Genomic DNA, 12185 nt, shown 5'->3' with positions numbered 1-12185 from the left:
CCGCCCCCACGGCGTTGAGATGCGGGGCCGGTCCCTTCACCAGGAGGGGCCGCGGCCGGTGAGGGACCAGGCGTCCTGGGAGTCCTCCTCGGCCGATTCATCCTCCCAGGGCTCGGACTCCGGCAGGCCGGGGTCCTGGGCCAGGGGGTCGGTGTCGTACCTGTTGGAGGGCAGGGACACGGTGCGCGGCACTCCCGCGGCGCCGTCGGCCCCGGCGGCGGCCGGGCCCTCCTGCCCTGCGAGCCCCTCGACCATCGCGGCCTCGTCCTCAGCCGGGTCCTGAGCACCCGAGGGCGCGGCGCCCTCGCCCTTGATCCAGGCCAGGGTCTCCTCCAGCTGCTCGGGCTGGACGAGCACGTCACGGGCCTTGGAGCCCTCCGAGGGACCCACCACCTCCCGGGACTCCAGGAGGTCCATGAGCCGGCCCGCCTTGGCGAAGCCCACCCGCAGCTTGCGCTGGAGCATCGAGGTCGAGCCGAACTGGCTGGAGATGATGAGCTCGGCGGCCTGCAGCAGCAGGTCCATGTCGTCGCCGATCTCCTCATCGATCTGCTTCTTGACCTCCGGGACCACCACGTCCTCGCGGTACTCGGGGGTCAGCTGGGCCTTGACGTGCTCGACCACGGAGCGGATCTCGGTCTCGGTCACCCACGATCCCTGGATGCGCACCGGCGTCGAGGCGCCCGGCCCCAGGTAGAGGGCGTCGCCCTGCCCGGTGAGGGTCTCGGCCCCGTTCTGGTCCAGGATGACGCGCGAGTCCAGCTGGGAGGCGGTGGCGAAGGCCAGGCGCGAGGGCACATTGGACTTGATGAGCCCGGTGACCACCTGGGCCACGGGCCGCTGAGTGGCCAGGACCAGGTGGATGCCGGCGGCGCGCGCCAGCTGGGTGATGCGCTGGATGGAGGCCTCGACATCCTTGGGCGCGGTCATCATGAGGTCGGCGAGCTCGTCGACGACCACCAGCAGGTAGGGGTAGGTGCTGATCTCCCGCTGGGAGCCGGGAAGTGGCTGGACCTCCCCGGCGCGCACCGCCTTGTTGAAGTCGTCGATGTGCTTGTAGCCGAAGGAGGCCAGGTCGTCGTAGCGGGCATCCATCTCCCGCACCACCCACTCCAGGGCCTCGGCGGCCTTCTTCGGGGAGGTGATGATGGGGGTGATGAGATGGGGGATGCCCTCGTAGATGGTCAGCTCCACGCGCTTGGGGTCCACCAGTACCATGCGCACCTCCTCGGGGGTGGCGCGCATCATGATGGAGGTGATCATGGAGTTGACGAAGGAGGACTTTCCCGACCCGGTCTGGCCGGCCACCAGCAGGTGGGGGGTCTTGGCCAGGTTGGTGACCACGTAGTCGCCCTCGACGTTCTTGCCCAGGCCCACCACCAGGGGGTGGGCCTGCTTCTTGGCCGCCTGGGAGCGCAGGACGTCCCCGAGCTTGACCATCTCGCGGTCGGAGTTGGGGATCTCGATGCCGATGGCGCTCTTGCCGGGGATGGGGGTCAGCAGGCGGATCTCATCGGAGGCCACCGCGTAGGCGATGTTCTTCTCCAATCCGGTGATGCGCGAGACGTTGACGCCGCGGCCGCGCGCCACCTCGTAGCGGGTCACCTGGGGCCCGCGGGTGTAGCCGGTGACGGTGGCATCGACGTTGAACTCGGCGAAGACGTTCTGGAGGGCCTCGACGACGGCGTCATTGGCGGGCGTGCGCGTGGAGTGCGCGGGCCCGGGGCCCAGCAGCTCGTCCTCGGGCAGGGTGTAGGTCGAGCCGTCGGGCAGGGACATGTCGCTCAGGGCGATCTGATCGGCGAAGTCCGTCTCCTCCGGAGCGTCCTGGTCGACCTGCGGGGTCTCGGCCGTGATGGCGTCGAAGTCGCTGATGCCGGCCGGCTCGATGGGCCCGGGAGCCCCGGCGGGCGCGGGGGCCTCGGGGGTGCGGGCGCTGCGGGGCCCGGTGCGCCGCGGCTGGCGCGAGCGCGGCGCGGCGCCGACGGCGGGGCCGGCCGCCTCCTGCCCCAGATCGGGCAGGGGGTCCTCCGCCCACTGCGAGGCATCGGCGTCGGGCAGCAGGGAGGTGGTCTCGTCGTCGGCCAGGTCGAGTGCGGGATCCAGCGGGAGCCGGTCGCGCTGGGCCGAGCGCTTGCGCCGCCCACTGCCCCGGGGCCGGGCGGGCTTGTCCTCGGTCTCCAGGGCGGAGCGGAAGGCCTCGTCCCCGTCGTAGGAGTCCAGCACGGTGGTGTGCTGGGCCTCGGGCTCGGCCCCGCGGCTGCGGCGCATGCGCCCCAGGGCGCGCTGGGCCAGGGAGTCCTGACCGCCCTCCCCCGTCATCTCGGCGCGCCGCTGGGAGACCCGCTCGCGCAGCTCGGCGATGGTCAGCCCGGACAGGACCAGGGCGGAGAAGGCCAGGAGGAGCAGGAAGAGGATGAAGGCCCCCACGGCGGAGAACAGGGAGGCCAGGGGGTAGCCCACGAGCCAGCCCAGCAGGCCCCCGGCGTCCTCCAGGCCCTCGATGCCGTCGGTGAGGCGGGGGTTGCCCGAGCCGACCTGGATCATGCCGGTCACGGCCGTCAGGATGCCCAGGCAGCCCACGGCGACGCGCGCGTGCACCGCCCCCAGGCTGTGCACGCGCAGCATGGCCACGCCCAGCGCCCCCAGGAGCAGGGGCACCACGATGCCCAGGACCCCCACCGGGCCGGCGGCGATGTGGTGCAGGAAGCCCCCGGCGGCGCCGGAGACCCCGAACCACTCGCGCAGGCCCAGCATTCCGGCCAGGCCGATGAGGGCGAAGGCCCAGGCGGTGCGGCGGTAGCGGGAGCCGGGCAGGTTCTGGGTGGCGGTGGGCGCACCCCGAGACCCGGAGGCGCCCTGCGCCCGGCCCCGGGATGGCCCCGCGGAGGGGGACTGACTGCGGGTGTGACGACGATTGGCCATGATGCCCTGAAACTATCGGATTCTGCCCCGCCCGGGGCCTGCCACGCCGCCGGGGCGGGCCAGGAACAGGTCACGTCGTGGACCGTGGGCGCGGGCCCGACTCAGGACTGGCTCGCCAGGAGCGCGTCGATCTCGGCACGGCTGGGGGCGCGGGCAGGGCCGATGCGGGCCACGGCCTCCGAGGCGGCGGCGTTGGCGCGGCGGGCGGCGGCCACCGGGTCCAGGCCGTCCATGAGCCCGACGACCAGGACGCCGGTGTGGGTGTCCCCCGCGCCCGTGGTGTCCACGACCCCGCGGGCGAAGCCCGGCACCTCGACGGTCTCGGCGCCCACGGGCCCCAGGACGCAGCCGTGGATGCCGGTGCGGCGCACCAGCAGGGCCTGGGGGCAGGCCTCGCGCAGTGCCTGGGAGCCGCCGATGCGGGCGATGAGCCGGGTCATCTCCAGGTCGTTGCCGGTCAGCAGGGAGCTGCGGTGCAGCAGGGGTGCGAGGATGGCATCGGGGATGTCGGGCTGGACCGGGCCCAAATCGATGGCCAGCCCGACGCCGGAGGGCATGGACAGCAGCCACTCGACCAGGACCGGGCAGCTGGTGGGGTGGGCCAGGTCGTAGCCGGTGGCGTAGACCCAGTCCCCCGCCATGAGGTCGATGCGCTCCAGGTCCTCGCGCTGGGGCTCGGCCTCCACGCCCTCGGTGGTGATGAAGGTGCGCCGGCCGGTGGGCTCGATGAGGGTGGTGCAGGTGCCGATGTCACCCACGAGCTCCTCGACGAGCAGCTCGACGCCGTCCTGGCGCATGGCCTCGCGCACGCGGGCCGAGTTGGGCCCGGTGCCCAGCGTGGCGGCCAGCGCGGCGGGCAGGCCCTGACGGGCCACCGCCGAGACCACCGTGTAGCCCCCGCCGACGACGGGGCCCGAGGAGACCCCGGTGATGGCGCCCCCCGGCGCGGGCACCCGCCCCACATGCAGCGGCAGGTCGATGAGGACCGAGCCGGTGGAGATGAAGCAGGGGGGCCTGTAGAGCGTCATCGCGCGCCCGCCCCTCAGGCCTCGATGACGACGGGCACGATCATGGGGCGGCGCTTGAGCCTGCGGCCCACGTAGCGCCCCAGGGTGCGGCGCATCACCTGGGCCAGGGAGTGGGAGTCGGCGTTGCCCGAGGCCAGGGCGGCGGCCAGCGCCTCGGTGACCTCGGGGAGGATCTCGTCGAAGACCGAGTCGTCCTCGGCCATGCCCCGGGCCTGGATGTGGGGGCCGGCCAGGATGGTGCCGGTCTTGGTCTCCACCACCGCGTAGACCGAGACGAAGCCCTCCTCGGCCAGGATGCGCCGGTCCTTGAGCTCGCTCTCGTCGATCTCCCCCACCGAGGCGCCGTCGACGTAGATGTAGCCGCAGGGGATCTGCCCGGCGATGCGGGCCACCCCGTCCTTGAGGTCCACGGCCACCCCGTCCTCGCACAGCACGACGCGATCGGGGTCGATCCCGGTCTTGACCGCCAGCGCCCCGTTGGCCACCAGGTGGCGGATCTCGCCGTGGATGGGCATGACATTGCGGGGCTGGACGATGTTGTAGACGTGGAGGAGCTCCTCGGAGGAGGCATGCCCCGAGACGTGCACGGTGGCGTTGCCCTGGTGGACCACGCGCGCCCCCAGTCGCATGAGCTGGTTGATGACCCGGAAGACGGAGTTCTCGTTGCCCGGGATGAGGGAGGAGGCGAAGATGACGGTGTCGCCCGGCTCGATGGTGACCGTGCGGTGCTCGGAGTGGGCCATGCGGCTGAGGGCGGCCATGGGCTCGCCCTGACTGCCGGTGACCATGAGGACGCGTTCCTGGGGCGGCAGGGAGGTGACGTCACGGGGGTCGATGAGGACGCCGTCGGGCACCTTGAGGTGGCCGCGCTCGGCGGCGATGCCCATGTTGCGCACCATGGAGCGCCCCACCAGGGCCACGCGGCGGCCGTGGAGGGCGGCGGCGTCGAGCACCTGCTGGACGCGGTGGACGTGGCTGGCGAAGGAGGCGACGACGATCTGACCGTCGGACTCGGCGAAGACCTGGTCCAGGACCGGGCCGATCTTGCTCTCATGCCCGATCATGCCGGGGACCTCGGCGTTGGTGGAGTCCACGCAGAACAGGTCCACGCCCTCCTCTCCGAAGCGGGCGAAGGAGCGCAGGTCGGTGATGCGCCCGTCGATGGGCAGGGAGTCCATCTTGAAGTCGCCGGTGGCCAGGACGTTGCCGGCGCTGGTGCGGATCATGACGGCCATGGCGTCGGGGATCGAGTGGTTGACCGCCACGAACTCCAGGTCGAAGGGCCCGTAGTCGACCCTCTCGTGCTCGGTGACCTGGCGCAGGACGGGGGTGAGGCGGTGCTCCTTGAGCTTGGCCTCCACGAAGGCCAGGGTCAGGCCGCTTCCCACCAGGGGAATGTCCTCGCGCAGGCGCAGCAGGTAGGGGACCGCGCCGATGTGGTCCTCGTGCCCGTGGGTCAGGACCAGGGCGACGACGTCATCGATGCGGTCCTCGATGGAGGAGAAATCGGGCAGGATGAGGTCGACGCCGGGCTGGTGCTCCTCGGGGAACAGGACGCCGCAGTCGACGATGAGGAGCTGGGAGTCCAGCTCGAAGACGGTCATGTTGCGCCCGACCTCGCCGAGCCCTCCCAGGGGCGTGATGCGCATGGTGCCCTCGGCGAGGGGCCCGGGTGCCTTGAGTGCGGGAAAGTACGTCACCCGGGCAGTCTAACCAGTGGTGGGGGCCGGGCCGCCGCGCCCGCGCAGCACCGGGTGCCGCCCTTGGCGCACCGGGATGACGAATCGGGGCCCGAGCCGTGATGACTCGGGCCCCGAGGCCGTACCCCCAGCCGGATTCGAACCGGCGCCGCCGCCGTGAGAGGGCGGTGTCCTAGGCCGCTAAACGATGGGGGCAGTATGTGGGAGCGATCGCTCCGCCGATGGGGAGAGCAGCCCTGGCGGGTCTGCCTCCCATCCGTACCCCCAGCCGGATTCGAACCGGCGCCGCCGCCGTGAGAGGGCGGTGTCCTAGGCCACTAAACGATGGGGGCCTGACATGAGCCGGCTGCCTGACGGCCTGCCTGCTCCTGCGTACCCCCAGCCGGATTCGAACCGGCGCCGCCGCCGTGAGAGGGCGGTGTCCTAGGCCGCTAAACGATGGGGGCCAGATGTGATGGAGTTGTTCTCCGCTGGGGTACCAGGACTCGAACCTAGAATAACTGAACCAGAATCAGTCGTGTTGCCAATTACACCATACCCCACTGGTATGCGATCCGGAGGACGACCTCCGGAAGCAGCGGGAGATAATCTACACGCGGCTCCCCGCCCCGCCAAATCCTCAGGGCGTGAGTGCTGACACAGCCCCGGGCGGCCCGGATGCGGGCGGATGGCCTCCACCCGCGCCGCGCCATAGAATCCTTGATGACACCCGTCTCAACCCGATCCCTCCCGGAGGTCCGCGTGACCATGACCCCATCGAAGCCATCGACGCCTTCCCCCGCCTCGTCCCGCCACCGCCGCCCCGGCGCCCTGCGCCTGATGGCGGCCGCCATGTGCCTGAGCACCGCCCTGGCCCTGAGCGCCTGCGGCGCCCTGGGCGGCTCCTCGGGCGCCTCGGGCTCCTCCACCCCCTCCCCGGGAAGCCATGCCGTGGCCAAGCGCACCGACAAGGGCTCCCCCGCCCCGGCGTCGAGTGCCCCGGCGCACAAGGGCACCGGGGTCAAGACGAAGGACCCCAAGGCTCCCAAGGAGACCCAGGCCGCCAGCCCGAGCCCCAGCCCCACGCCGTCACCGACCTGGCCCAACCCCACCATCAAGTTCTACAACGAGGACACCTCGATCTGGTACCAGGACGACCGCGTGGTCAACCTCGACGCCGTCGGCTCCTCGGGCAACCTCGAGGGCTACCGCACCAACAACGGCGTGTGCATGGGCTATGTCAGCCGCGAGGCCAGCCAGCGGGTGTGGAGCCTGCGGGGCGACGACGCCCTGCTGTCCTCGGTGCTCATCGACCGCAAGCAGAACGTCTTCACCGATTACAGCGCCCAGGGCGTGGTCGGAGCCGACTACGTGCGCGATGACGACGGCACCATGCCGGGCTACGAGCTGGCCTTCACCGCCACGATGAACTTCGACGACGGCTCCTCCGAGCCGGTGGAGGGCTACCGCTTCGCCCGCACCGTGGGCGACTCGGGCTTCCAGTTCGAGGTCATGCTCATGTGCCGGGCCGGTCACAACATCACGGTGGACCAGTGGCACACCGTGCTCAGCGGGCTGCGCCTGGAGGGCATCGACGCCAAGGAGATGTAGGCCGGCGGCACAGACCGAGCCGGGGCCGCCCGGGCCAAGGCCGGCCAGGCTGCCCCGGCCGGCCTTGGCCCGTACTCAGCCCAGGTGCTCGCGCAGGGCCCGCAGGCGGGCCAGGCTGGAGGAGGCGCCCAGGATCTCCATGGACTCGAACAGGGGCGGGGAGACCTGCCTGCCGGTGACGGCCACGCGCAGGGGCCCGAAGGCCAGGCGCGGCTTGATGCCCTGCCCCCCGGGCATGCCCTCGCCCTCGACGATGGCCCGGCGCAGCGCCTCCTCCAGGTCGGCGGTGATCCACTGCTGGGGGCCCAGGGCCTCCAGAGCGGCGATGCCCGCATCCAGGACGTCGGCCGCGGAGTCCTTGAGCCTGCTCACCGCGCGCTCGTCCAGGACGAGGTCGGCGTCGTCGACGAAGAGGAAGCCGAGCATGTCGCGGGCCTCGCGCAGCAGTTGGATGCGGGTCTGGATGAGGGGGGCGGCGGCCTGGAGGATCTCCTGCTCGCGGGCGGTCAGGCCGGCGTAGGCGGGGGCCGAGACCAGGGGTGCGGCCTCGGCCTGGCCGCTGGGGTCGGGGAAGGCGTCGGCCAGGTAGGGCACGAGGCGGTCGCGGAAGTCCTGGGGGTCCAGGAGGCGGACCTGCTCGGCGTTGATGGCCTCGCACTTCTTGGCGTCGAAGCGCGCCGGGTTGGGGTTGACCTCGTGGACGTCGAAGGCGGCGATCATCTCCTCCCCGGAGAAGACGTCGCGGTCGGCGCTGAGCGACCACCCCAGCAGGGCCAGGTAGTTGAGCAGGCCCTCGGGGATCATGCCGCGGTAGCGGTGGATGAGCAGGTTGGACTCGGGGTCGCGCTTGGACAGCTTCTTGTTGCCCTCCCCCATGACGTAGGGCAGGTGCCCGAAGGCGGGGATGGCCTGCGCCCGGCCGATGTCCACCAGGGCGCGGTACAGGGCGATCTGGCGCGGGGTGGAGGACAGCAGGTCCTCGCCGCGCAGGACGTGGGTGATGCCCATGGCGGCGTCGTCGACGGGGTTGACCAGGGTGTAGAGGGGCTCCCCGCCAGCACGCACGACGACGTAGTCGGGCACCGAGCCGGCCTTGAAGGTGATGGGGCCGCGCACGAGGTCATCGAAGGTGATGTCCTCATCGGGCATGCGCATGCGCAGCACGGGCCGGCGGCCCTGGGCCAGGTAGGCCTCCTTCTGCTCCTGGGTCAGGTCGCGGTCGTAGCCGTCGTAGCCGAGCTTGGGGTCGCGGCCGGCGGCGCGGTGGCGGGCCTCGATCTCCTCGGGCGTGGAGAAGGACTCGTACAGGTAGCCGGCCTCGACCAGCTCGGCGGCCACCTGCCGGTAGAGGTCCATGCGCTGGGACTGGCGGTAGGGCTCGTGCGGGCCCCCGCGGCCCACGCCCTCGTCCCAGTCCAGGCCCAGCCAGGTCAGGGAGTCGATGATGGCCTGGAGGGACTCCTCGGAGTCGCGGGCGGCATCGGTGTCCTCGATGCGGAAGACGAAGGTGCCACCGGTGTGGCGCGCCCAGGCCCAGTTGAACAGGCAGGTGCGCACCAGCCCCACATGGGGGGTCCCGGTCGGCGAGGGGCAGAAGCGGACCCGGATGGGGCTGGTGCCGGGGGCGGGAATGGTCTGGGGGGCTGCGGCGGCAGGGGCGAGGTCGTTCATGATGCGCTTAGCCTAGCGGCGGGCCGGGGAGGAGTGCCCATCGCCATCCCGAGCGGTATGCACGTGATGGCACTACGGTCATCCCATCCTCAACCCACCTGTGGCGCTACCCATGGCGCCCTGCCAATGACCGGAGGCCCCCATGCTGTCCCTGCCCCTATCCCTGCCCCGCCCCCACCGCACCGCCCCCGCGCCCTGCGCCCCGGCCCGCCCGACGGCGTCACGGGGACTGCGCGCCGCCCTGGGCCTGAGCCTGGCACTGGCCCTGCCGGTGCTGGCCGCCTGCCAGGACCGCGAGGTCGCCGTGGCCACGCCGAGCCCCACCCAGGCCCAGGAGGCCACGGCGGCCTCGTCGCCGACATCCCCGTCGTCGGCCCCATCCTCGGGATCCTCGACGGACCCCTCGGCCGGCGGCCCGGCCTCCTGGACCTTCCCGGTCGATGCCCCCGGGTGGCGTCAGACCATCAGGGACCAGGACGGCGTCAACCAGTTCACCAATGATGCGGGGTGCCTCTTCACGGTCGGCCAGAACCTCCTCGAGGGCCCCACGGCCGGGGATCGCGCGGATACGGAGGACATCTCGGCTCGGATCGAGTCCTCCTTCGAGAAGCACTCCGGGGCCACGAGCATCTCCTTCACCTCCGAGGATGACGCCACCACCATCAAGACCCTGGGAGGGGAGCCGGTGGAGACGATCCGCAAGGACTGGACATACACGGCCGACGGGCAGGACTACCGGGGGACCCAGTGGGTGCGCGCCTTCACCGCCAGTGAGACGCCCACGGATATGCGGGTGATGTACGCCTGCCCCGTGGGCGCCTACTCCCAGGCCGAGCTGGACCGCCTGCTGGAGGACACCGCCTTGATGGGCGCCTGGCCACTGGATATGGACGATCCCGCGGCCGGGCCCTCAGCGGGTGCCGATCGCCAGGGCGCCTCGCCCAGCGGCCGGGGCTAGGGCAGCGCGGATACCGCGGGACTCGCGGTGCGGGGCGGCGGTGCTCATGGTGCCGGCGGCCCCGCACTCATAGACTCCCCGTATGCCAGATCTCTCCGCCGGCCCTGATTCGGCAACCTCATCCGCCCCCGGCGCACGCGGTGCGACGGCGCCCCTGCCCCCCACCGGCCTCACGCGCGCCTTCGACGCCCTGACCCCGCAGATCATGCGCGAGCGCGGCTCGCTGAAGTGGAGCCACTACCCCGGCGATGTCATCGGGGCGTGGGTGGCGGAGATGGACCTGGGGACGGCGCCCGCCGTCGCCGAGGTGCTCCAGCGCGCCGTGGCCGAGGGCACCCTGGGCTACATGCCCTCCGGCCTGGCCCGGCAGGCCCGTGAGGAGACCGCCCACTACCAGGGGCGGGCCTTCGGCTGGCAGGTGGGGGTCGAGGAGGTCAGCCTCCTGCCCGACGTCCTATCCGCCCTGGGCGCCGTCATCGCCCACCACACCCGCGCCGGCTCGGCGATCATCGTGCCCACCCCGGCCTATATGCCCTTCCTGTCGATCCCGGGGCGCTATGGGCGCGAGTGCCTCCAGGTCCCGGCCCGGGTGGGCCGCGGGGGCGGCTCGCCGCGCTGGGAGCTGGACCTGGAGGCCATCGAGGCGGCGATGGCGGCCGGCGCGGGACTGCTGGTGCTGTGCAACCCGTGGAACCCGGTGGGCCGGGTGCTCTCGGCCGGCGAGCTCGACGCCGTGGCGGCGCTCTCGCAGCGCTACGGGGTGCCGGTCTTCGCCGATGAGATCCACGGCCCCCTGGTGCTGGAGCCGGGGCTGGCGCATATCCCCTACGCCTCGCGCCCGACGGCCGATGCGGACCTGACCTTCACGGCCACGGCGGTCTCCAAGGGCTGGAACATCCCCGGGCTCAAGTGCGCCCAGCTCATCGCCTCGGGCGGGGCGCGCCGGGCCTGGGAGGCCGAGCCCCTCAGCGCCGCCCTGTCGGAGCAGGCGGCGGCGCTGGGGGCGATGGCCGCCGTGGCCGCGCTGCGCGAGGGCCAGGGCTGGCTGGAGGAGGTGCGCTCCTACCTGCGCGCCAACCGCGACCTGGTGCGCGAGGCTCTGGCCGGCGTCGAGGGCCTGGAGGTGACCGTGCCCGAGGGCACCTACCTGGCCTGGCTGGACTTCCGGGGCCTGGGGCTTGAGGAGCCGGGCGAGTACTTCCTGCGCCACGGGGTGGCGATGAACGAGGGCGCGGCCTTCGGGCGGGACTGGTCGGGCTTCTGCCGCCTCAACCTGGCCACGGGCCGAACCATCGAGGCCGAGACGGTGCGGCGGATCGTGCAGGCCGCCCGCTCCCGGGGCGCCGGTCGGCAGTAGACGGGCAGCGGCCGACTCCGGCCCGTCCCGGGCTCAGCGGCGCACGACGGGGTTGGAGAAGGCCCCGATGCCCTCGACGCCGACCTCGATGCGCTGACCGGGACGCAGCTCGCCCACGCCTGCGGGGGTGCCGGTGAGGATGACGTCCCCGGGCAGCAGGGTGAAGATGGTGGAGGCGTAGGCCACGAGCTCGGCCACGGGGCGGGTCATCTCCCGGGTGCTGGCCTCCTGGACCAGGTGGCCGTCGAGGTAGGCGCGCACGACGGCATCGTCGGGGTTGAAGGCGACGGCGCCACCGGGCTCGGGGATCTCCAGCCAGGGGCCCAGAGGGCAGGAGGTGTCGAAGGCCTTGCCCCGCACCCATTGGGGCTCGGCGCGCTGGCGGTCGCGGGCCGAGACGTCGTTGGCGACGGTGTAGCCCAGGACGACGTCGTCGACCCGCTCGGGAGTGACGTCCTTGGCCAGGGACTTGATGACCACGGCGAGCTCGGCCTCGTAGTGGACCTCGGTGCTCCAGCGGGGCAGGACGATGGGGGCGTCGGGGCCGATGACGGCGGTGTTGGGCTTGAGGAAGACCACGGGCTCATCCGGTGCCCCCTCGCGGCGGTCCCCGCCTGCGGGGTCGGGGTAGGTGCCGGCGAAGCCCACCACCTTGGAGCGGGGGATGACCGGGGAGAGCAGGCGGGCCTCGGCCAGGTCGACGACCTCGCCGGTGGCTTGGGGCGGGGTGAAGAGCGGGTCGCCCTTGAGCACGAGGATGTGGCCCTGCGGCGGGCCGGCCGGGCCGGGCAGGGGCGGCTCCGCGACGGCGGCGGCGACGGCGGTGCCGGTGGCCGGCGGCATGGAGCCGGGGCTCGCGGCCTGGACGGCGGAGGGGTGGGTGGAGCTGGCCCCGGAGAGCTCGACGATGCCGTAGCGGGGCTCATCGCCGGTGGAGAAGCGCGCGATCTTCATGG

The 12185-nt window shown here is 72.4% G+C and carries 8 protein-coding genes and 4 tRNA genes; 3 read left to right on the top strand and 9 right to left on the bottom strand.

Annotated elements, in window-relative coordinates:
* Positions 1–36: 36 nt before the first annotated feature.
* The 7 genes from MANAM107_RS10005 to MANAM107_RS09975 form a co-directional block, all read right to left on the bottom strand.
* Entirely contained in the window at positions 37–2925 is a 2889-nt protein-coding gene (locus tag MANAM107_RS10005) for a DNA translocase FtsK (protein WP_223907945.1), read from the bottom strand.
* 101 nt (positions 2926–3026) lie between these two features.
* Positions 3027–3953: a PfkB family carbohydrate kinase gene (locus tag MANAM107_RS10000; RefSeq protein WP_223907944.1), complete on the bottom strand. Its 927-nt coding sequence runs from the start codon at positions 3951–3953 to the stop codon at positions 3027–3029.
* 14 nt (positions 3954–3967) lie between these two features.
* A complete protein-coding gene (locus MANAM107_RS09995; protein ID WP_223913055.1) occupies positions 3968–5602 on the bottom strand; it encodes a ribonuclease J in 1635 nt (544 codons plus the stop codon).
* Positions 5603–5775: 173 nt separating this feature from the next.
* Positions 5776–5848: transfer RNA gene (locus tag MANAM107_RS09990), tRNA-Glu, on the bottom strand.
* A gap of 64 nt (positions 5849–5912) precedes the next feature.
* A tRNA-Glu gene (locus tag MANAM107_RS09985) sits at positions 5913–5985 on the bottom strand.
* A gap of 41 nt (positions 5986–6026) precedes the next feature.
* Positions 6027–6099: transfer RNA gene (locus tag MANAM107_RS09980), tRNA-Glu, on the bottom strand.
* Positions 6100–6123: 24 nt separating this feature from the next.
* Positions 6124–6195: transfer RNA gene (locus MANAM107_RS09975), tRNA-Gln, on the bottom strand.
* Between the two features lie 205 nt (positions 6196–6400).
* On the opposite strand from MANAM107_RS09975, the gene MANAM107_RS09970 reads away from it, so the two are divergent.
* Entirely contained in the window at positions 6401–7243 is an 843-nt protein-coding gene (locus MANAM107_RS09970) for a hypothetical protein (RefSeq protein WP_223907942.1), read from the top strand.
* A gap of 75 nt (positions 7244–7318) precedes the next feature.
* On the opposite strand, the gene gltX is transcribed toward MANAM107_RS09970, so the two are convergent.
* Positions 7319–8914, bottom strand: a complete 1596-nt coding sequence (gltX, locus tag MANAM107_RS09965; RefSeq protein ID WP_223907940.1) for a glutamate--tRNA ligase — start codon at positions 8912–8914, stop codon at positions 7319–7321.
* Positions 8915–9056: 142 nt separating this feature from the next.
* Between gltX and MANAM107_RS09960 the strand changes: the two genes are divergently transcribed.
* Complete coding sequence (locus MANAM107_RS09960) at positions 9057–9872, top strand: hypothetical protein (RefSeq protein WP_223907938.1); 816 nt, start codon at positions 9057–9059, stop codon at positions 9870–9872.
* Positions 9873–9954: 82 nt separating this feature from the next.
* A complete protein-coding gene (locus MANAM107_RS09955) occupies positions 9955–11229 on the top strand; it encodes a MalY/PatB family protein (RefSeq protein ID WP_223907935.1) in 1275 nt (424 codons plus the stop codon).
* Between the two features lie 33 nt (positions 11230–11262).
* Here the strand turns inward: MANAM107_RS09955 and MANAM107_RS09950 are convergent, their stop codons facing one another.
* On the bottom strand, positions 11263–12183 hold the full coding sequence (locus MANAM107_RS09950; protein ID WP_223907932.1) for a fumarylacetoacetate hydrolase family protein: 921 nt from the start codon (positions 12181–12183) through the stop codon (positions 11263–11265).
* Between the last annotated feature and the right edge of the window lie 2 nt (positions 12184–12185).

It is taken from the genome of Actinomyces capricornis (genome assembly GCF_019974135.1).
In the GTDB taxonomy this organism is placed as follows: domain Bacteria; phylum Actinomycetota; class Actinomycetes; order Actinomycetales; family Actinomycetaceae; genus Actinomyces; species Actinomyces capricornis.
The sequence above is the reverse complement of the archived record's forward strand: the minus strand, read 5'-3'. Positions and strand labels throughout refer to the sequence as shown.

Excerpts from the sequence above, each read along its gene's own strand:
- MANAM107_RS10005 (WP_223907945.1), bottom strand. The coding sequence starts at position 2,925 with ATGGCCAATCGTCGTCACACCCGCAGTCAGTCCCCCTCCGCGGGGCCA.
- MANAM107_RS09955 (WP_223907935.1), top strand. The coding sequence starts at position 9,955 with ATGCCAGATCTCTCCGCCGGCCCTGATTCGGCAACCTCATCCGCCCCC.
- MANAM107_RS09950 (WP_223907932.1), bottom strand. The coding sequence starts at position 12,183 with ATGAAGATCGCGCGCTTCTCCACCGGCGATGAGCCCCGCTACGGCATC.
- gltX (WP_223907940.1), bottom strand. The coding sequence starts at position 8,914 with ATGAACGACCTCGCCCCTGCCGCCGCAGCCCCCCAGACCATTCCCGCC.
- MANAM107_RS10000 (WP_223907944.1), bottom strand. The coding sequence starts at position 3,953 with ATGACGCTCTACAGGCCCCCCTGCTTCATCTCCACCGGCTCGGTCCTC.
- MANAM107_RS09995 (WP_223913055.1), bottom strand. The coding sequence starts at position 5,602 with ATGCGCATCACGCCCCTGGGAGGGCTCGGCGAGGTCGGGCGCAACATG.
- MANAM107_RS09960 (WP_223907938.1), top strand. The coding sequence starts at position 9,057 with ATGCTGTCCCTGCCCCTATCCCTGCCCCGCCCCCACCGCACCGCCCCC.
- MANAM107_RS09970 (WP_223907942.1), top strand. The coding sequence starts at position 6,401 with ATGACCCCATCGAAGCCATCGACGCCTTCCCCCGCCTCGTCCCGCCAC.